This is a genomic window from Bacillus sp. FSL W8-0640 (assembly GCF_038007725.1).
In the GTDB taxonomy this organism is placed as follows: Bacteria; Bacillota; Bacilli; order Bacillales; family Bacillaceae_G; genus Bacillus_A; species Bacillus_A cereus.
Window position 1 is genome coordinate 3,338,764 of record NZ_JBBOXT010000001.1, and the last position, 22,584, is coordinate 3,361,347.

The following is a 22,584-nucleotide window of genomic DNA, read 5'->3' on the forward strand; positions in this document are numbered from 1 at the left end:
ATTGTACATTTGTACATTTGATGTTAGGATTATGCCTATTAAAATTGAATCCTAACGATTCTTCTTTATAATTTCCATGTTTTAATTGTTAAATAAAAATATAGATTCTGATATATATTTAAAATCAGAACGAAAATGTCGTTATTTTACAATGATTTCGTGGAATACCTTTAGAATGGAAAGATATATGCAACAACGTGTTAAGGGGTTACAGGGGGAACAAAAATGAGAGACTTTTTTGATGATAAGTATAAAAATATTGAATTAAAAAGGAGGTTAATAAATTTAATAAGTGAAATTAGCGAATTCAAAGGAAAATTAGCTGCTTATCAGGAACAAAACCCAGACATATTTAATAGCTTAGAAAAAACTATACCACTACATTACATAAAAAATTTCACAACTATTTATGAGGATATAAAAGTTCCTAATAAAAGATTAAAAGAACTTATTTTAGACGATATCGTACCTCAAAATATTTCGGAAGATGCTATTTTTTGCTATTATCAAACACTTTCTTTTGTACATAAAAACTCCTGTACTTTATTAATCAATCCAGCAACTATACAGGAATTACATTTTCAACTAATACATTACATTACCTCTGACAGTGCCAAATGGCGTGAAAAACCTTTTATCATTCCAGGAATTCCAAAACATGGAATGCACTTGAATAGTTACCGCATTCTTCCGCATGAACTTATTCCACAGTTTATGGAGCAATTATGTGATCAATACAACTCATTAAATACTAGTAAGAGGCTACATTCACTTTTATTAATAGCTCGTTTTATATTAAATTTTTATTGCATAGTCCCTTTCAATCAAGGTAATAACAGGCTGGCATTTATGTTAATGCAATTGCTGTTAATTAAGAGTGGACATACATTTGTAAAATATGTATGTTTGGATAAATATATTAAGAAACATGAATCTGATTATTACAATTCGCTTTATAAATCTTCGGTGAATTGGTACTGCGAGGAACATAATAATAGCTTTTGGTTAAAAACGTTTTTAACCATTATATTAGAGGCTTACAAAGATCTTCATAACACAGTTCTAGATTCTATATGTAAACATACTAAAGTTGAGAGAATTCAGGATTTTATACTTAAACAAAAACAACCCTTTACTAAGGAAAGTATTCGTAACACTTATCCAGACATTGCAGAGAGTACAATCAGTAAGGCTTTAAATTCCTTGCAACTGTTTGGCCATATTAAGCTAGTTACAAAAGGAAGAAACGCAAAGTGGATTAAAATTTGACCATACTTTCAAGATATCTGAGCTTCAAAAATTCAATAATAACTTTATCATTGAATTTCATTTTAATTTTAAGCTATTATTACTTTTTTAGTTATTTCTAATTCCAACAAAACAGTTTATAAGAAAAGGTCCGCTTCCCTCCGCCTTTTCCTATAATAAAATTAAATATAGACATAGAATAATTGTCGAAAAAAGTCGCATTTTAATATTTTTTCTTTATTTTCTAGTTGTAAACGTTTCACTTTCCCTTAGAAACATATAAACGTACGGTAATATCAAGAAAATAAGGCCAAAGAAATATTTGATACCTACCAAAATAATTAATAGGAATTTTGCGCATATTTTTTTCTGTTAATTCAGAAAAAACATTTTGTCCCTAAACAAAATTTGTTAGCGCGCAAACTTTAATTACACTAGAACACCCCAATAAATGTACTGTCTTTTTAATTGAGCATTAAGATATGAAAAAAAATTCTTCCTACAAAATTCAGCTGATGAACTTAAAGATATCTAAATTACTACCTTAAACGCCATCTATTGTTGACAATATATTTATCAACTATGAAAAAGAGCCTATCAAGGGTTCTTTTTTGTTATGATCATTCAAATTTCAATTCTATCTTGATACTTAGATTCCCCCACAAATCACCTCTACTTTTTTGCTCTCAATTATTAATTTCCGTTCCCAATTTAATTGAATTTGTGAATAAAATTCCATCTTATAAAAATAATAAATACAACTAATCGTTATATATTAAAGAGGTGTCAATTTTGTCTTTAAATGAAGAGATTTTAGAAACTAAAACAGATAAAAACATTGAAAAGATCCAAACAAATAACTTAAAACAACTTAAAAATAAACTAGATAATATCTTTGATATTAGTGCAGATTTAATTGAACATCCTTTGCAATTAAAAACAAACACAAATATTTTACTATATTATTTTGAAGGACTTACAGATAGTGTCGCATTAAAAAGCAATGTTGTTACACCATTATTACAAAAAGTGAATGAAGACAGTCAAATATTTAATTCTAATATTATTGCTACTCATACCAAAATAGTATATACATGGAATGAAATTAAAGAAGGATTACTTGAGGGGCAATGTGTACTATTTATGGAAGGAGAAAATCGGTCACTTCTAATAAATACAAAAGGCTGGGCAGAGAGAGCAATTCAAGAGCCAATTTCAGAAGTTACTATTAAAGGATCACATGATGGTTTCATTGAAAATGCCACAAAAAATATAGGCTTAATTCGTCGATATCTTCCTTCTGCAGAGTTAAAAATCAAAAAGTTGACGATTGGAGAACGGGCCACTTCTTTCGTATACTTAATTTACTTAGGTGATGTAGCAAACGCAGATGTAGTCCAAGAAATAGAAACCAGAATCTGTAAAATTAAAACAGATGCAATATTGAGCATTGGTGAACTATCTAATTTTACAAAGGATCAAAATTGGTCTCCTTTTCCACAGGCTTATTTAAGCGAACGCCCAGATGCTATTTCAAATCATATACTTGATGGAAAAGTAGCGGTGTTAATGGATAGATCCCCTGGCGCAATGATTGTTCCAATGAATTTAATTGGATTCTTTCAAACTCCAGATGATTATAATATTCATTGGCTCGTTGCATCATTTTTTCGCTTATTACGATTTGCAGGATTTATTATAGCTATTTTTTTACCAGCATTTTATATAGCTATAGTCTCTTTTCACTTTGAAATCATTCCTATAGATTTATACACTTCTATTGCAACGTCAAGAGTCAAAGTCCCTTTCTCTCCCTTATTGGAAGCTTTTATAATGGAAATCACACTAGAAATGCTACGTGAAGCTGGTATTCGCTTACCACAACCAATTGGACAAACCATTGGAATAGTTGGAGGAATTGTAATTGGACAAGCGGCTGTTCAAGCTGGTCTTGTGAGTAACGTTATGGTTATTATCGTATCTATTACAGCTATTGCTTCATTTATTGTTTCTAATTATGATTTATCAAGTTCTATACGCCTTATTCGTTTTCCAATGATGTTATTGGCTTACTTTTACGGCATTGTAGGTATTGTTAGTGGATTAATGCTCTTATTTGCTCATTTTGTTTCACTAACTTCATATGGTTCACCATATGGATTGCCAATCGCGCCATTTCGTCTCCAAGAGTTAAAAGATTCTTTTATAAGATTTCCTATTTCTATGCTTACCAGCCGTTCGAGTACAGGGCAGCCGAAACAAAGAAAGAAAAAAGAAGGTGGTTAACATGGGGAATCTTAAATTCAAAAATATAACTTTATTCGAATTTATTATTTTCATCCATTCGCTGCAACTTGCATCTGGTATGTTAATTATGCCAAGCCCACTTGCAACTACTGCTGGCACAGATGGCTGGATTTCAATCATTCTTGGATGGATGGTTACTTCTATAATCGGTGTATTTATTATATTAATGTTACAAAAAAATCCTAACAAAAATTTCTCACAAATCTTAAAAACATACTTTGGTAAATGGATAGGGACAATTCTTTTTCTTACATATGCCTTTTATCTATTTTTTGCTGGATTTAATACTTTATTAAAGGCAACTGATATTGTAAAAGTGTGGATATTCCCTTCCACTCCTGCTTATCAAATCACCATATTATTACTATTACCTTTTATTATTTTAGCCTTGAGTGGGTTAAGGGCTCTTACTAGTTATTCTATGCTTGTTTTCTTCTTCACTACTTGGATGCCACTATTTCTTCTTTTTTCACTAAAGAGTAACTACAATCCTTTACACCTACTACCTATTTTTAAAGAGGGATTATACCCTATTTTAAAGGCAACAAAAGAAACTATTACTCCTTATGCTGGCTTAGAAATTGCATATTATATATATCCGTTCTTACAAAAAAAACAAAAGGCCATAAAAGGACTACTAATAGCGAATACTGGAACCATGTTTTTCTATCTATATGTTACTATTCTTTCTTATATATACTTTAGTCCAGAGGGGATAAAAGACGTAATTTGGCCCGTATTTCATTTGTTACAAGGGGTTCGTTTTTCTTTCATGGAACGATTAGAAATTATTTATATCGCTTACTATTTAATTGTATTCTCCACTACTTTATATCCGTATTTATTTTTCAGTTTTGAATCTATGACCATATCACTTCAAAAAAACGCCCGAAATTGGGCGCTGCTTGGTTTTATGTTATTTATAGTTGGGCTATTTATTTTCCTAAATCCCGATGTGGATCAATATTTGTTTATATATTCTCTTATGGATATCTTAAACGTCATTTTCTTTATTCTATTACCAATCTTATTTTTCGCTTACAGTATTCTTTTTACTTGGATTACTAGGAGGAAACAACTTTGATTCGAAAATGGATATGGATTGTAATTTGTTGTGTGTATATAATTGGTTGTAGTCAGAGAATTCCTCTTGAGAAGGTTTCATTAATCCTTTTAATTGCCTTGGATAGAACCTCTAATGGAGACATAAAAGTTGGAACAAGCATACCACTCTTTCATCATAAGCAGCAAAAAAGTACTATAGAGCATTGGACACAAGCATCAACTGTATATAATGGATTCAGTAAGATAGATACGAAGTTAACGGGATATCTGACAGCTTCCAAAGCTGAAATCATTTTAATTGGGAAAAAATTAGCGCAAGAAGCAAATTGGTTGCAGGAGCTTGATTCTTCTTACCGTGATCCTTACGCTACCATTAATGCTAAAGTAGTACTTGTAGATGGGCCTGCAGAAGAAATTTTAAAAATTTATAAGCCTAGTAAACCATCACTATCATCTTATATAAATGGTGTAATCGAATCCTCAATTCAAAATAACCAATCCGTCTCTTCTACAATTCAGCAATTAATGAGAGAACAAAATGAAGATGGAATGACGCAAACTGTTCCAATTATCAAAAAAACAAAGAATGAAATCGACACAGTAGGAATTGCATTTTTAAATCGAAAAGGGAAATATTTAACTTATATCCCTAAAAAAGATGTTAAATTTTTCAATCTTATAAATAAGCCAAAAAGTAACGGGCGAATGATACTACACCTTGCACTTCCTCCTAAAAATTCCAACAAAAAAACCAATACTTCTATCTTCGTACAGAACGCGACAAGGAAGGTAGATGTTACTTTTCAAAACGGAAAGTTTGTATTTAATCTCGATATATATGCTAATGTAGCTTTAATAGAAAAAACCAATCCTAATTTAATTAAGGGGTACTATGATAATAAAAAAAATATAAATAATTTAAAAAGTGCTATTCAAAAAGAAATTAATAATAATTTACAAAATATGTTGTATGAAATACAGCAGAATAAAATTGATCCAATCGGATTATCCCTATATGCTAAAGCATTTCAATATAAAGAGTGGAAAAAAGTAAAAGGAGATTGGTCGCAAGCGTTAGCAGAGGCTAAAATAAATGTAAAGACACACGTCAAAATAAAAGATACTGGGACCATTAGAAATTAGTCTAATATTTAATAGCATTTCTTAATAGAATTTTCCCTCTTCAATAATTATTATGTAAAAGATACTAATTCAAAGAAAGATCTAATGGTTAAATGCTAACTACTAGATCTTTCTTTTTATCTAAGTATTTTTTTAAGGATTACAATTTTCCTATAGTAAACAAGCACAGGTTTCTAAATTAAGTTACTGGAGAATATATAACTCTGGCGCAATATCCCTACCAGCTTTCATTCCAATAATAACTCCATGATATAACGTCAAAGATGAAATCCCTCAACTTAGGTATTTGACTTTTTAAATTTATACAAATGTCTTAGCTCTATGTACTTTGATATATAGGTCCACATCAATATGTTATTGCATCATATACTGAACAGATAATTTAAATTACTTTTATAAAGGATGATGAGGATGAACCTAGAAGATATACAAAAATCCTATGGCGTAATTGTAAGTTTAGGAGGATTGTGTCAAGTCACCAACCAAATCAAAAGACACAATTTAAGAACATTTTCTGGACCTTTAGATTGGTTTTATTATCCATCACTTTCAGATGTAAACAGATTACTTCAAAATCGATTTAAAAAATTCATGAAGTTGGAAAATATGGTTATAGAAGGTTCCGAAAGTTACGGTCTTATTGAATCAGAATTTGATAATCAAATTAAATGGGCAGAACGAATTACCTACTGTATAAAGGACACTTATTATAATTGTTTTTCAATGCATGATTTTCCTATTAATTCAGAAAAGGATTTGAAATCAACCTATCCTTCTTTTAAAGCTAAATTAGACACTAGAATTAATCGATTCCTTGAAAAAATAAATAGTAGTGAATCCATTTTATTCATTAGAATTTGGGGAAATCGAGATGAAGCGGTTGAATTGCAAAACGTATTATCTAAAATTACAAATAAGGATTTTAATATCCTTATTGTTAATTTCAAGGAGGGTATATCTAATATTGTTGAACAAAATTGGGGAATATCGAGGGTTTGTTCAATTGAACTCCCACGTTATCAGGATAGATGGGAAGGTGATGATTCCGATTGGGATGTTATTTTAAACAAAATAACATTAACTTAATAATTTTTTTCTTACTTTTAACATGATTTGGCCCGTAAAATCAAATAGGTGTAGAGAAATAAAATTCCTGTCTAATTGATACACACTTAATTAACAAAACGTTCATATAATAATTCGTAAGTCCTTCTTTATTGAATAAATAGTTCTTTACAAAATTAGTTCCATCACTAGAGCACCTTTATGCGGTGCTCTTTTTTGAATTTATAAAATGTAAAAATAGTTGTTCCATTTTCCTTCAAATGACTAATTCCCTTTGTTATTCTTCTGTTGATTTCTGTATAATCATTTATGCGATCAGCATATTCTGCTTATGTAGTGCATTCACGACTACTTACTTCCATACTTTATCTTATATTTTGTCTTCTTGGATATTTCATTATAAGCTTCTTCAATTCCCTTGATTTCCTTCCCCTTCTTTTATCTTAAGAACAAGCAATTTCTTTCATTAATATTAAATAAACTAAAGCATAGATTTTAAAAGAACCTAATTTACATACAATTAATGATAAACTACAATGTGTATTCTCCACGTTTAATCAGCATCTGAATTATAAATCTAACATATTTTTTTTAGTTGATTGTCATTATGGTACAACCGTGTATACATTTACCAAACAAACTACATAGTTTAAATTAGTAAAATATATAGAGAGGAAGGAAATAAATCTATGAAAGTCATAATTTTGTGTGGCGGAAAAGGGCTTCGGATGCAAGGAATTTTAGAGGACATTCCCAAACCATTAGTTCGAGTTCAAGGAAAGCCTCTCCTCTTGCATATAATGAATTGGTATAGAAAATATGGACATTCTGATTTCATTTTGCCCTTAGGATATAAAGGTGAGAAAATTAAGGAATATTTTATGGACTTTAGCTGGAAAGAGAATGACTTTAGTTTGAATTTTAAAACCAGTCAATATACGCTACTTCAGAAATTAGAAAATTGGAATATACACTTTATAGATACAGGAATTGATACAATGACCGGGGCAAGACTAAAAAAACTTGAATCCTTTGTACAGGGTGAAACCTTTTTATTAACTTATGGTGACGGATTAGCCAATATAGATATTGATCAACTAATAGCATTCCATAAAGAAAAAGGAAAAATTGCTACATTAACTGGAATTAAAAAAATAGTCAATACGGCCTATTGGCGGTCGAAGATGGAATTGCTATTGATTTTAAAGAAAAACCATTACTTGATGAAGTAATTAATGGCGGTTTTTTTGTATTTAACAAAGAAATATTCGATTATTTAAGTAATAATGATGATTGTGTTCTAGAAGAAGATCCTCTTCGAAATTTAATAAAAGACAATGAGCTCGCAGTCTATGAACACAATGACTTTTGGGCTAGTGTCGATACACCTAAAGATTTAAAAACTGTAAATGAAAGTTGGAATCCAAATAAATTTTAGTGGAGAGGACTGAATAAGCATTGAACTCTAATGATAAAAAAATAAGTTTACCTCGATTGTATATCCCCTCTAATGAGAAAATAGTTAACCCACTTTCAACAGGAATTAAAGCTTCAAATCTCTCCAAAAAAAATACTCAAAAAAGAATTGATCCCCAATTCTATAATCAACAACATGATCTAAATAATCATTTCTGCGTCATTGTAGGTAGTGAGTATGTCTTGAAAATTATTGCTTTACAGCAATCATTAATGCAGTACTCAGAAAAATTCACATTGTGGATTTGTTGTATAGATCCTTTTGCATATTCACTATTAAAAGAAATGAGTTTAATTAATGTAAACCTTTTACAAGTTGAAGAATTGGAAGATCGTGAATTAAAAGCAATTAAGAGAAAAAGAAAAGTAAATGAATATTGTTGGACTTTAAAATCTGTCTTGATAGAATATTTATTGGTCAATTATGATTTACCATCTATTCTATATTGTGATGGTGATTTATGCTTTTTCTCTGACCCTAATATTATTTTTGAGGAATGGGGTGACCATTCTATTTTCCTAACCCCCAAAGAGATCGTGATTGGGTAGAAAAAATGTATGGAAAATATCAGGCTGGTCTAATTGGATTTAAGAATGATCTCTATGGACTAAAAAGTGTAAGATGGTGGAAAAATAAATGTATAGATTGGTGCAGTGCCGAGGCTGAGGAGGGAAAATTTGGCGACCAAAAGTATTTAGATTATATCCCTATATATTTTCCAAAAGTAAAAATTTCAAATAACTTAGGTATAAATGCTGCGCCTTGGAACTGTATATATAATAACGATTACAAAATTGACAAGACTAAAAACGATATATTTATTGAAAACGACAAACTAGTTGTTTACCATTTTGCATGTATTACTATCTTTACTGAAAATGATTTTGATCTTTGGTCTTTGGGAGAAATTTCAATACCCAATAATATATTAAACCATATTTACACTCCGTATTTAGAGAGAATTCAATTTGTTTTAAAGCAATTAAAGGATAAATTCAATAAAGATACTAAACAATTTTTAAGTAAAAAAGATATAAATAAAGCTCAAACTTTATATAAAGATTCACAATTAAGAAGAAAAATGAATCAATCCAATCATTTTATGAACTTTTCCATGATTATAAGTAAAGAGCGATTAATCCAAGGATTGACCTCTTATTATTCCTTAGAAAATTTCAACGCTAAATTTACTGTATGGATTTGTTGTATGGATGATTTAACGTATCAAATATTAGAAAAATTAAAATTAAAGCACGCCATACTAATTCCGGTAAAGGATATTGAAAATCATGAACTCCTCAGTATAAAAAATGATAGAAGTTTACAAGAATATTGTTGGACATTAAAAGCACCCCTATGTCTACATGTCCTTAGTCTTTATCCGGAAGTTGATCACATTATATATTGTGATGCTGATATGTATTTCTTTACAGCACCTAATATCATTCTTGATGAATGGTGGAAATACTCTGTATTCCTTTGCCCTCAAAGAAGCTCTACTGAAATTGAAAGCATACACGGTATATACCAAGCTGGTTTAGTAGGCTTCAAAAACGATCAAAATAGTAAAGAAATTTTAACATGGTGGAAAGATAAATGCCTAGAATATTGCAATAATCAATATGATGTTGAAATGAATAGATGGGGTGACCAAAAATATTTAAATCACATTCCTAACATCTTTTCTAATATAAAAATCATGACTCATAAAGGTATTGATGCAGCACCTTGGAATGTCATTTTAAATAGCAGTTCTATATCCAAAACAGATAATAAAGTTTTTATTGATCAAGATGAATTAATAGCTTTTCATTTTGGAAGTATGCAAATTATTAATCCAAATGAGTTCGATTTATGGAAACAAGAAGCTTTAGAATTACCTCCAGCAGTTTTAGATTATATATACATTCCTTATATTGAACAATTGAACAAGACATGTCATACCCTTCATAATACTTTTCAAAAATCTCCCTCCTCTTTATTTGCTGACCAAATTGATACAACAACAATAAAAAATTATTTTAAATACCCCTCCCCTCATCACAATTAAGACTGATACTTTCCTTATTTAAAAATAAATCTATTTATTTCAGCAACTAAAAATACATCTTAATAAAGGATAGATTATCACTATGATTGCTTCATTTAAAAATAAAACTTTCCTTATTACTGGTGGATACGGTTTTATTGGTTCTCACTTGGCACGAAGACTTTTAAATTTACAAGCAAAAATTGTTCTTTTCATAAGAACACCATCAAACTCTTGGAGACTAAAGGATATTCTAAAATATATTGAAACCTATGAAATAGATATACGAGATAAAAAACAAGTACAAGATGCAATTAAGAAAATTAATCCCGATTATATCTTTCACCTGGCAGCCTATGGTGTAAATTCTGCCCATACAGATTACATCCATGCTATAGAAACAAATGTTATAGGGACTTGTAACATTATTCAAGCAGCAAAATTGGTGAATTGTAAAAAAATCATCAATTTTGGGAGTAGTTCTGAATACGGTAACAAGATGGAACCTATTCATGAAAATATGTTACTAACTCCTGTGGACATCTATGGAAGTACCAAAGCTGCTGCTACTATACTCGCCCATCAAATTGCTAGCGAAAACAATATTAATCTTATAACATTAAGACCTTTTGGCATATTCGGAGAAGGCGAAGAGCCGCATAAAATTTTTAGCTATATAATCTTGCGAGTATTACAAAACAAAGATGTAAATTTAACTTTATGTAATCAATTAAGAGATTATTGTTATATAGAAAATGTAATAGATGCCTGTATCCTAGCAGTAGAAAATACTACTGTACAAAATGAAATCTTTAATATTGGGAGCGGCACTATTCACCCCTTGAAACATTATGTAGAATTATTATTCAAACATTTGAAAACCAATTCCAGACCAAATTACGGTGCAATTTCCTCTAGAACAAATGAAAGATGGGTTCCTGAAGCGGATGTGCAAAAAATAAAAAACTCTCTTTCCTGGGAACCTAGAATTAATATTGAAGAAGGAATTATAAAAACTGTTAATTGGTATAAAAATAATAAACATTTATACCTAACTCCCTAAAAATAGGGTACTAAAGGAGGTGGACTAATTGTTAAACCAAAACTTTAATAATGCTTTTTACGGAAAAAGAATTTTAATTACTGGACATACTGGTTTTAAAGGTTCTTGGTTATCCCTATGGTTGAATGAATTAGGTGCTGCTGTAATCGGATATTCATTAGATCCTAAAAATAAAAATGATAACTTTAACATTACTAACCTTCAAAATAATATAATTGATATTCGTGGAGACATTAGAGATTTTAATAAATTAAATAAGGTTTTTACAGATTATAAACCTGAAATTGTATTCCATTTAGCTGCCCAACCTCTAGTTAAGTATTCATATGAATATCCTAGAGAAACATACGAGGTAAACGTTGTAGGAACTATGAATGTACTAGAGGCAATTCGATTACATGAATCAGCTAAAATAGGAATTATGGTGACAAGTGACAAGTGCTATGAAAATAAAGAATGGCCTTGGGGTTATCGTGAAATTGACCCTATGGGCGGCCATGACATATATAGCTCAAGCAAAGGATGCTGCGAACTTTTAATTTCTTCCTATCGTAATTCTTACTTTTCAGAAGAAAAATTTTCTCAACACAAGAAAATAATTGCAAGTGTTCGAGCTGGTAATGTAATTGGTGGTGGTGATTGGTCAATAGATAGAATTATTCCCGATTGTATACGAGCATTAGAATCAAACAAAAAGATTATTATTAGAAATCCTACTGCTATTAGACCCTGGCAACATGTACTAGAACCTTTAAGCGGGTATTTACTCCTTACAGAAAAAATTATAAATAATGGTATCCTTTTTTCAGGAGCATGGAACTTCGGGCCATCCCTAAGCAATATTGTTTCAGTAGAAAAATTAGTGACCAGTTTACTAGATATTTGGGGCTGCGGGGATTGGACAGCAGAAAATATAGATCCAATAAATTTTCATGAAGCAAATTTACTAAACCTTGACATTAGCAAAGCAAAATTCAATCTTAATTGGCAGCCAAAATGGTCCCTACAACAGACTTTAGAAAATACAATAGAATGGTATAAACATTATAATTCTTACACCAGTTCTGAGATGAGAAATCTATGTATTAGCCAAATCAAACAATATTGCATGCTTTGAACTACTCCCACTTACCCATACTTGCTGTGAGTTCCTTATGGAGGGAGTCTTCTTGGTTAAAATAATAAAAGATACATTAATTTTTATAGTCTAAATTATAAACCTACTATACCTAAAATTATGTGATTGTCCATTAACAAAAATTTTATTTCTTCGGTTATTTCAAATCAACTATTGACATTATATTGAAGAATAAAGGAATCACGTATTTTTCTAGTGATTCCCTTGTTCTGAGAAAATAATGTCTTGCTTTAACGACAATACAGTATATGTGATTATTAATTTATTTGTTCTAGTTATGAAAAAATCTATTCCTGTCAAAAGAGCTTTCTTCAAAGAAAAACTTCCTTTTTTTCTACTTATCCTACTCGAAAAGTAAATAATGTTATTTTTCAGATGATTACATCTACTATTTATAGAATTACACTGAGCTTTAACAAGTTTATGCTTATATATTGATTCTCTTATTTATTATCACCAATGTTGATGAATTTATGCATAGCTTATTCTATACACAAATAGCTTTTTGAATTATCTTTTCAGAATAAATAAAGGAGACTTTCTCTTTTATGCACTTTCCCCTTACCATTCTTAAATTTCCCTTTAATCAACAATAAGAACAAATCTTCAATATAGTACATCTTCTATAAAATAAAACAAAACCATACGTAAGATAATTTTACTATTACAAATAATGACATAGTCTGTTTCACCTTTTACATTATCTAAAAAAGAACTTGTAGGAATTCTTACAAGTTCTTTTTTATTTCCTTTATTCTCTTCTTATTTACATACGCAAGATTTATACATTTGGTGGTGATACATACTATATTTATCCGATAAAATAATCTAAAAATTAACACATAATTGATCGTTTTAAGAAAAAGAAATTTCATAAATCTTCAATCACAGTTTCTTAGTTCACCTAATAGAACGTATAAAGACTCATATCATCTTTTGATTATTTTTGGATGTTTTATTCTACGTATATTCGACACGAATTGATTGTTTTTTATGAATTTTCTTGAAAAATATTGTAATATCACTCCATTTTTTCTTCTATTTTGTTATGATGTTTATAATTAAATTGGATTAGGATTTTTTTAGAAAATGGGGGCGTATATTATGAGTGTCTCAGTAAAAGGAAATGAGCAATTAACCTCTCTATTGAACGACTGGTATCGATCTATGCTATCTCAGCAAGTTATAAAAGCTACTAATCTAAAAAAGAAAATTGATGAAAAAATTAATAAGTTAAGCATTGAACCGAATCAAGAGCATCAGGATCAAAATTTGTTACTATACTATTCACTACTCGAATTTCGTTACAAGGTCTTAACAGATAGCCTTGGTATTCAACAAAATAGTTTTGATACTATTAGCGATTATGATATGCCTACAGATCAATTTCTACAATTCTATTATCATTTTTTCAAATCCATTCATTCCACTTTTATATCAAATTATACTGAGGCAGAGGAACATTATAAACTAGCAGAAAAAATATTGGTAGCTATACCAGATGAAATTGAACACGCCGAATTTTACTATAGAATTGCTACTTTCTATCACCATACCTATAACAATCTCGCTTCTATCGAATACGCAAATAAATCGAGAGCAATCTTTTCAAAGTACGAAGGTTATGAAGTAAAAACAGCCTTTTGTAATAGTTTGCTAGGTGGTTGCTGCATCTATTTAAAACAGTACGAACAAGCAGAAGAATATCTACATTGTGCAATTGATTTACTACAAAAAAATAGGGAAGAAGATTCCTTGTTATACGTAAAAAATACTATGGGGTGGCTGTATTCTGATCAAAGTATGTCTACTTTAGCTATTCGTCACCTTTCAGAAGTAACAGAGAAAATCCCTACACACTTCAAGGCCATCTTCCTACAAGCTAAGGAACATTATAAGTTAGGAGAACAATCAACGGCCAGCCAACTCATTGATAAGGGACTACAGATTTGCAGAGAGATTCATAACGAAGAATATACACACCACTTCTCTATTTTAAAAAAATCAAACGAAAATATTCCATTGGAAGAATTAGAAAAAATCATTCAAGAAGGAATCTTATACTTTGAGGAAGAAGAATTATGGGAATATGTTGTCGAATACGCCGAATTATTTGCCACAAAATGTAGACAATTAGAGAACCACCAAAAAGTAAGTGACTATTTCCATATTTGTTATCAAGCAAGACAAAAATCAATCGCAAAAGGAGTGTTAAAATAATGAAAAAAATTAGCTTATTATTATCAAGCATTGCTTTTATTGGGGTATTAACGGTGGGAATTTTTCAGTTTTCTAAAACAGATCAGCTTGCTACTCATGGGCATTATCCTGCTCCTTCATATAGTGTTGGCGATTATGGTGGTGCACCACCACAAATTTAATGTAAATGTATTTAAAAACCCTCCAAATGGAGGGTTTTTAAATGGCTTATCTGCCTGTTCAATACGCATAGAGAGTACATATTATACTTATTTACTATGTTATAAGATTTTTCATTTCCACTCTGTAACAAGATTCTAGCATTCTCTCCTAGAATCTCAACTTAAATCTTAAATCCACCAATTAACTCTTGAAGTTCTTCCGCCATCTGTGCTAATTGTATTGCTGAAGAATTTATCTCTTCCATAGAAGCATGTTGTTCCTCAGATGAACCAGCTATCGTTTGCATACTTGAAGAATTTTCTTTTACAGCCATAGCTATTTGATCAATCGATGTATCGACTTTCATTGCATCAGTAGTCATTGTATTAGATAGTTCCACCATACCATGCACTTTTGACACAATATCATTTGCAGATTTTGAAATCTCATAAAAACTTTGTTTTGTATCGTTAGCAACTTTAATTCCCGACTGTACTTCTACGCCTACTTCATTCATAGCTTTTACAGTCTCATGTACGTCTGCTTGTATTTCCTTAATTAAACTTCCAATTTCCATTGAAGATTCGGATGATTGCTCCGCCAACTTTCTAACTTCATCGGCAACAATTGCAAATCCTCTCCCCTGTTCCCCAGCTCTAGCTGCTTCAATCGCTGCATTTAATGCTAATAAATTTGTTTGTTCCGCAATATTTTGAATCGCTTCTAATATACTGCCAATTTGCTGTGATTTCTTATCTAATAATTTTATGACATTATCGGATTGAGAAACAGAGTGATGGATAGACTGCATTTGTGTTACAGTTTGTTCTACTAATTGTTCACCTTCATTGGCTTTTTGTTTAGTGTATATGGATGAAGCCGATACTTCAGAAGCATTCTCAGCTACGTATTGAATATTTCGTGTTACCTCACCAATTAATTCAGCTCCAGACTCAACTTCATTATTTTGAACCTCTGCACTGTTCGAGATTTCTTCCATCTCTTTTGTAATTTGTTCTGTCGCAACACTTGCTTGCTCTACACTAGCAGTTAGTTCCTCAGAAGATGCAGCTACATGTCCTGCAGATGTGTTAATTTGAGAAATAATATTACGTAACGACTCTGCCATTGTATTGAAACTACCACCTAATTGACCAAGTTCATCCTTTGAACCAATATCTATTTTCTCGGTTAAATCTCCTTGACTAATTCTTTGAGCTGAAATGACTAATTGTCTTAGTGGAGTAATTATAGATTTGAGTATGAATAGAATTACAATTCCACCTAACAATAATGAAGCACCTATTATAGTGAGCGTTTTATAAAAAATAGGATTGGTAGCTTCTTCAATTTCTTTCGTAGGCATTACGCCAGCTATTTTCCAACCTGTTTTTTTATTTGTCTTAAAGCTTATGTTTCGATCTTCACCATTGAGGCTATAAGTAATTACTCCATCTTCTGTCTTGTACAATTCATCCACTAAAGTTTTATCTAATTTCTCTCCAGGTTTTAGTGATGGATGAACAACTATAGTTTTATCTTGACTAACTATAGATACAAATCCTTGCTTCCCAATTTTTATCATTTTGGATGTTTTTACGATATCTTTAATATTCAAATCTACGCCAATGACACCACTTTTATCTGCATTCTGCTTTGCAATTGCAATTACCATATTTCCTGTAGACTTTGATTTATATGGAGATGAAACAATAATCTCTCCATCTGCTTTTACTGCATCCTTATACCAACTGCTTTCTAGCGGATTAAACCCTTCTGGTATTTTTCCAACAGGTGCATGAATAAATTGATTGTTACTGGATGCCGTATAAATCGTTTCTATCTCTGGATGTAACTGTATATATTGATCAAATTTATTCTGTACATTTTGCGATTGTTCAGGATTATAATCCCCTTGTGTGAGTACCTTTGCAAAATGAGTGATATCTGTATGCTTATTTTCTAATTCATCATCAACAATCTTATCTAAAATACTTATATTATCTTTTGCTGATTGTAGAATTGTTTCATTAAGATCTGTTTTTGCTTTATTATAAGATGATACTCCTACGATAAGGCTTGGTATAATTAATATTGCTATAAATGCCATAGACAACTTCGTTTTAAGCTTTATTTTCCCCAATCTTTCTTTTATATTAAACACTAGCTACTTCTCCTTTTCATTTTTACTACTTATATAGTTTATTTAAATTTTTCTCCTTTACTTTTCCACATTCATTTATGGTACCATTCGAAATGAAACCACAATTACATCCTATTATCCGTACTTTATAATTTAGAGATTTAATTTTCACAGACAGAGTTTTATCTGCCCTCCTTTCGAATATGTTATTTTTCTAGATTCAGCAATTATTAGACTACGAATTATTCCAAATAAACTTGATGCAACATATACTTCATTTAAAAAATAATTATTGGATTTGTTTGGATAAAAATCTAGTTTAGCGCTAATCCAATCGGATGAAATTCTTACCATAATACATTCACTAAACATAAATAAGTAAATTTATTTCTTTTAATACTTATATTTAACTGCCTTTTAACCATTCTAACTGTATTATTTCATCGTTTTATCTATTTATTACAACCACTTTTGTATTATTGAATCACTAAACTATAAATTCTAAATAGGAGAATAAAATAAATTAGAGAATTACATTGTAACACATATATATAAGTTGTTAATATTAAAATTTAAAACTTTACTATTTTTCATATGCAATATTACATGCGAAAAGCCATAATTTTTTTGTTATACTATGCATGTGGATTTTTCATCCAAAATCCACCCAAACGCATATTTATGTATATGCCACCCTAATTGATGAAAGTGAGAAGAGTGTTTATCATTTTTCTCACTTTTTTATTTAGGCTCTGTTAATATTGATTATTGATAAAAAGTATTAAATAAGGGAAGACACCTTAGAGTTGGTGCTTCCCTTATTTGTTGATTATTCAAATCTAAAATAGGTATTTTCTAAACCTATTCTTTGCTTTAATGTTCTGCCCAAAGCATAATTATTTGGTAATTCTTTTTCAATGACACAAATAATATAACCTGCTTTTCCTGTTGTTAAATTAGTTAGTTGTAAGTAGTTAGTGTTGTCGTAGATATAAGAAATAATATATTCATAGAAATTATTTTCTTTATCTTCTCTATTCATACCAACATTGTACACCCTAACTCTTGCTCCTACCCAAATTTCCTCATCATCATCAACATTACTTAAAGGCATCCATTTCGAGTTATCCAATATTTCACCCTTTTCTTAATTCATTCGTTTATACACGAATGTTGCTAGACACAAACTATCATAAGCATCCGTCATTTCATTGATTAGACGACCACCGACAGAGAAAAAAGACTCAACATAGCTTTTTACCCATTGAAACACTTGCTCTTTTAGTTATTTTTACATTTTGAATCTACGAAAATGAATTCCCTTATAAAAACTCTAACAGAGAATCTTCCTTCCAAATTTCACCTAGGGAATTATTTGTTTTCCAAAAAACCTACCAACATCTTTATCAACTCATTTTAGAATATTTAAACAATAATTCCATATACATTACCTGCATAAATTATTCATTTTCTTTTATATAAGACCTACCTTTTTACTTTTGATAGATTATTAGACATTGGATTATTATACATAAATCCCAAAAACATGCGGTATTTTGTAGAATTTTGTCTATCAATATGTATGTACACCCTTTTGTAGTGGATATAGACTGTGAGGTGTAAGGAGATACCTTACAAAATAATAAAAAGGAGATTATAGAATGAGTAGATTAACAAAATTCTCAAAGTTAGTATTTGCAACTTTAATCGCGGGAAGTAGTCTAAGCACCTTTGTTTCGTCACACAGTGTACAAGCTGACACCTTAGATCCTAATTACCAAGACAATATAAAATTCATACCACCTTCTAGTGCTAGGCCAAAATTGGAACAAAAAAACACTATTGTTCCAGAAGCAAAAGTTGTTAAAAACCATTATGTAAAGTACTCTAAAGCACATTTCCAAACTAAAGAAAGTATACCAAAAGAGATTTATTATTCTTCAGAAGGCTTTAAGGGCTATATACAGGCAAGTACCGTTTGGGATATGGGAGATCATTTCGCAACACTATATTCCGGAACCGTTATTCGATGTTAGACTTTTAATCCATTCTCCCCTAATGCTTAAAATGGTTAATAACTCACTGCCAATACTGTAATATCTATTGTTCATAAAATAAACCACAAAATCTTTCGATTTCATGGTTTATCAAATATAAAGATAATGCTAAACGAATACTCTAACATTACCTTCCCCAAAGTTAATTATAGAGTATTTTCAAAAAAAAGACACTCTTGTAGTGTCTTTTTTATAGTATTTTAAAAAGAATTCCACCTACTAACACCTTTTTGTTGCGCCTATTCGTTTATTTCAATATAATACTTTTCCATCTCGTATATGCAATAGACAATGATAGCTAAACTCCAACTGACACTATAATAATTATGTGTGTAGAAGTCATAGCCCGCTTTAATACCTTTCTCTATTACAACTAATGTAAATCCTAAAGCCACCCATCTGTTAATTTTCATCTTTATAAACGTTAAAGAGATAATTATTAAAAATAAAATATTTGTAAGATGATTTATCATTAGCTCATATTTTTGAATGTATACTGCCATTATACAAGCAACGATATTAGTCGCAATGCCAAAGGCAATCACCGCTCCCCAAACCCTGTCCGAAAGTCCCACTCCTGAGTCAGTCCCTTCCTAAACAAATATCCCTTTCTTTAATTCGTTCCTACACCCTATTCAAGATATGCTAAATTATCCTTGTCTGATGAATATCTATTTATCTTTTCATATAGAGCAAACAAAATCTTTACTCATAATTTTTTCTTTATTCTTGATATTAAGACTGCTTTTATGAGCATTTCGTATAAGTATGATGTAACTGATTAAAGCCATTTTCAAAGACGACATACCGGCGATAATTTATGTCTATTTTACATTGGTGTTAGCAAGTTCGTTTGCAAACTTGTTAGCACTTTTTTATTTAGATAATACACACACCTTCTTACATACTGATTATTTTCCCATTGAAGTACTTACGTTCTAAGGATATACCTTTATTTCATGTAATTACATTGGAGAAGTATAGTAAAGTGGAGGTCATTCGTTTCAATTCCGTAACAGTTCATTGGAAATAACGAGATTCTTAACTAATTAAATAAAGTTCCGAAATCACTAGTTACAGATGATACACAAGAACAACTTGAGCAAGAACTAATAGATTCAATGCAAATTTAAAAAGAAATATTGGTTTCACATTACCGTAATAACTGTATATCAATACGAATACATAAATACTATCCATATTGATATACAAATTTATCTTAGCTAGAGAGAGAAGCTCCTACATCACCAATCCCTTGAATCATTTCAATTTTTACGTTAATTTTGTTTGGTGATCCTATAAGATTATCTGTTGAATTGCTTTCTACTTTTATATTTGGTCCAATAATAGTAACTAGATCTTTGCTAATGTGTAGTATAAAACCTTTGATATGAATATCTTCTAAAAATAATATAATGTATAAATTGGTTAGTTGATAATCACATAGTAATTTTTTAATTTCAGTTGTTTTTATTTCAATATTATTAGATGTATCTATTTGGTAATGAGATTCTTTTTGACTATATAATAATTGTGAATTATCTTGCGATAGTATGAATTTTTTAGGGGTTGGTGGATTGTTAAAAATATCACTTAATCTTAATAAAACACGAGAGGATTTTGGGGTTTTTAATGGTTTTGCAGAAGCACCAGTGGATTCTTGAGGCCTTATTTGTTTTACAGAAGCATCAGTGGATTCTTGAGGTCTTATTGGTTTTACAGAAGTATCAGGTGATTCTTGAGGCCTTATTAGTTTTGCAGAAACACTAGCGGATTCTTGAGGCCTTATTGGTTCTGTTGAAGTATCAGGTGATTCTTGAGACCTTATTGGTTTTGTTGAAGTATCAGGTGATTCTTGAGACCTTATTGGTTTTGTTGAAGTATCAGGTGATTCTTGAGACCTTATTGGTTTTGTTGAAGTATCAGGTGATTCTTGAGACCTTATTGGTTTTGTTGAAGTATCAGGTGATTCTTGAGACCTTATTGGTTTTGTTGAAGTATCGGGTGATTCCTGCAGCTCCGATGAATATGCAAAAGTTTTTGGTGGAATAAAAAACGGGATAGGTTTTATATCAAATAATTTAAATTTAGTATTTTTTTGATTTGAACAGAACTTACACATATAATCCCCTCCTATAAAAGTTTGTATTATATTGTAAACATGACTTGTATAAAAGTGATAGTACAATTACCTAAAATATTGATATTACTTATATTTTAGGTAATTGTACTATCACTAGGCTTGTATGTAATTAAATTTTAATTCCTCATTTGATAAATCGTTTATTTTAATTTTATATAATATTAAAAAAATGCACTAGGATTACAAATACCTAGTGCATTTTTAAGCTTGCTAATTACGCTCCTTGATCATCACTAACTGATAAAATATCACTAATTTTCACACTAATTTGGTTAGGATTTTCAAGTGTATTTCCAGCATTATTACTTTCTACTTCTACGCCTTCTCCATTACCACGACGAAGCGTAACAAAAGTTTCTCCGATTCGAGTAATAAGACCTTCTACGTGGAATGAAGGTAAAAATAATACAACTCTTGCTCCTACTAATTGAAATGCGCGTAACAAAGTACGGATTTCATCTTCATGATGTTCTGCCATTTTCATCAACCTTTCCTTTGAAATTTATAAAGTAGTGAAGAAGTCTTTTTGAATCAAACCTACTTACTATATGAAATGAAAACTAGTAAAGTAAATCTCATCTTATTTTAGAACTGCCTCACTGCTTTATAAGATAGACTATGTTTTTGATTACAATTTGCTTAGACTTGATCACTATTGATATAAAAACAAACGTCCTCACTATTTATTCTGAAAATTCAGATAATAGTTTTAGAGGAATTTTCTATGAAAAATCTTGATAAATTCCTTACCAAAAATTACGATAATTTTCTATTTATTAAGTCAGATAAATTAGAATAGCAAACAAGAATATTCCTCCTTATAAAAGTGAATTTCTCTTTACTACACAGCAATTAACTTTGAATTTGCTATGATATAAAACATTTAGCCTTTAGAGTGTGTCGCACCATTGACATTTACTATTGCATTGATTTTGAATCCCAGTCCCACATCATATAAACTTTGTACAATACAGATACCTTTGGATTAAATACAGAATTTAAATTTAATGAATTGTTGTATAATAAACAATCCACTCTTTTAGATTCAATTAGAAAAACAATCTTACGATTACACTCTAAAATTATTATTATTTACCTAATCCAAGAGAGATGATGCGATGAAGTTTTTCCAGTCGATATTTAGAGGATTTCGCTTAATCAGTAGGATTGTTAATCCAATACTAAAGGCATTATCTAAAAGTAAATTTTAATTACATAGAACTAAAAAAAGGCCGCCCAACAGGACGGCTCTTACTTTTGTTAATCAAACTATTCTTTTGTAAAAAATCATTTTACATATACATAGGTCTCATTTTAAGTTACATAGAATGCTTTGTTTTTATTA

At 30.2% G+C, this 22,584-nt stretch carries 15 protein-coding genes and 2 pseudogenes; 12 read left to right on the top strand and 5 right to left on the bottom strand.

Going from position 1 to position 22,584, the window contains the following annotated elements; translation table 11 throughout:
* Window positions 1–225 precede the first annotated feature (225 nt).
* The 11 genes and pseudogenes from N2V80_RS17250 (at window position 226) to N2V80_RS17300 (ending at window position 14,916) form a co-directional block, all read left to right on the top strand.
* Window positions 226–1,269 carry a Fic family protein gene (locus N2V80_RS17250; RefSeq protein WP_098559654.1) on the top strand — a complete coding sequence of 348 codons (1,044 nt, stop codon included), beginning with the start codon at window positions 226–228 and terminating at the stop codon, window positions 1,267–1,269.
* A 771-nt stretch (window positions 1,270–2,040) separates the two neighbouring features.
* Window positions 2,041–3,534, top strand: coding sequence for a spore germination protein (locus N2V80_RS17255; protein WP_061654621.1), 1,494 nt, complete (start codon window positions 2,041–2,043; stop codon window positions 3,532–3,534).
* 1 nt (window position 3,535) lies between these two features.
* Complete coding sequence (locus tag N2V80_RS17260) at window positions 3,536–4,639, top strand: GerAB/ArcD/ProY family transporter (RefSeq protein ID WP_061654622.1); 1,104 nt, start codon at window positions 3,536–3,538, stop codon at window positions 4,637–4,639.
* The gene (locus N2V80_RS17265; RefSeq protein WP_061654623.1) at window positions 4,636–5,763 is read left to right on the top strand and encodes a Ger(x)C family spore germination protein; all 1,128 of its coding nucleotides are present in this window, start codon (window positions 4,636–4,638) and stop codon (window positions 5,761–5,763) included. Before N2V80_RS17260 ends, N2V80_RS17265 begins: the two co-directional genes overlap by 4 nt.
* Before the next feature lie 411 nt (window positions 5,764–6,174).
* A complete protein-coding gene (locus tag N2V80_RS17270) occupies window positions 6,175–6,849 on the top strand; it encodes a papain-like cysteine peptidase (RefSeq protein WP_001047153.1) in 675 nt (224 codons plus the stop codon).
* 668 nt (window positions 6,850–7,517) lie between these two features.
* Window positions 7,518–8,266: pseudogene (locus tag N2V80_RS17275) on the top strand (sugar phosphate nucleotidyltransferase).
* Between the two features lie 20 nt (window positions 8,267–8,286).
* Window positions 8,287–10,355 (top strand): annotated as a pseudogene (locus N2V80_RS17280) (glycosyl transferase).
* A gap of 82 nt (window positions 10,356–10,437) precedes the next feature.
* A complete protein-coding gene (locus N2V80_RS17285) occupies window positions 10,438–11,397 on the top strand; it encodes an NAD-dependent epimerase/dehydratase family protein (protein ID WP_000561952.1) in 960 nt (319 codons plus the stop codon).
* Between the two features lie 28 nt (window positions 11,398–11,425).
* On the top strand, window positions 11,426–12,514 hold the full coding sequence (gene rfbG, locus N2V80_RS17290; RefSeq protein ID WP_061654646.1) for a CDP-glucose 4,6-dehydratase: 1,089 nt from the start codon (window positions 11,426–11,428) through the stop codon (window positions 12,512–12,514).
* Window positions 12,515–13,639: 1,125 nt separating this feature from the next.
* Entirely contained in the window at window positions 13,640–14,755 is a 1,116-nt protein-coding gene (locus N2V80_RS17295) for a Rap family tetratricopeptide repeat protein (RefSeq protein ID WP_061654683.1), read from the top strand.
* Window positions 14,755–14,916, top strand: coding sequence for a hypothetical protein (locus N2V80_RS17300; protein WP_000724116.1), 162 nt, complete (start codon window positions 14,755–14,757; stop codon window positions 14,914–14,916). Before N2V80_RS17295 ends, N2V80_RS17300 begins: the two co-directional genes overlap by 1 nt.
* Before the next feature lie 161 nt (window positions 14,917–15,077).
* Here N2V80_RS17300 and N2V80_RS17305 read toward each other — a convergent pair whose 3' ends face one another.
* Window positions 15,078–17,060 carry a methyl-accepting chemotaxis protein gene (locus N2V80_RS17305; protein ID WP_061654684.1) on the bottom strand — a complete coding sequence of 661 codons (1,983 nt, stop codon included), beginning with the start codon at window positions 17,058–17,060 and terminating at the stop codon, window positions 15,078–15,080.
* Between the two features lie 808 nt (window positions 17,061–17,868).
* Window positions 17,869–18,153 carry a hypothetical protein gene (locus N2V80_RS17310; protein ID WP_002062883.1) on the bottom strand — a complete coding sequence of 95 codons (285 nt, stop codon included), beginning with the start codon at window positions 18,151–18,153 and terminating at the stop codon, window positions 17,869–17,871.
* Between the two features lie 547 nt (window positions 18,154–18,700).
* Between N2V80_RS17310 and N2V80_RS17315 the strand changes: the two genes are divergently transcribed.
* Window positions 18,701–19,075, top strand: coding sequence for a hypothetical protein (locus N2V80_RS17315; RefSeq protein ID WP_000088957.1), 375 nt, complete (start codon window positions 18,701–18,703; stop codon window positions 19,073–19,075).
* A gap of 260 nt (window positions 19,076–19,335) precedes the next feature.
* Here the strand turns inward: N2V80_RS17315 and N2V80_RS17320 are convergent, their stop codons facing one another.
* The 3 genes from N2V80_RS17320 to N2V80_RS17330 form a co-directional block, all read right to left on the bottom strand.
* Window positions 19,336–19,671 (bottom strand): hypothetical protein, encoded by a 336-nt coding sequence (locus N2V80_RS17320; RefSeq protein WP_000524433.1) that lies wholly within the window; start codon window positions 19,669–19,671, stop codon window positions 19,336–19,338.
* Window positions 19,672–20,315: 644 nt separating this feature from the next.
* Window positions 20,316–21,218 carry a hypothetical protein gene (locus N2V80_RS17325; RefSeq protein ID WP_270173435.1) on the bottom strand — a complete coding sequence of 301 codons (903 nt, stop codon included), beginning with the start codon at window positions 21,216–21,218 and terminating at the stop codon, window positions 20,316–20,318.
* Between the two features lie 235 nt (window positions 21,219–21,453).
* Window positions 21,454–21,723 carry a hypothetical protein gene (locus N2V80_RS17330; RefSeq protein ID WP_000781353.1) on the bottom strand — a complete coding sequence of 90 codons (270 nt, stop codon included), beginning with the start codon at window positions 21,721–21,723 and terminating at the stop codon, window positions 21,454–21,456.
* Between the last annotated feature and the right edge of the window lie 861 nt (window positions 21,724–22,584).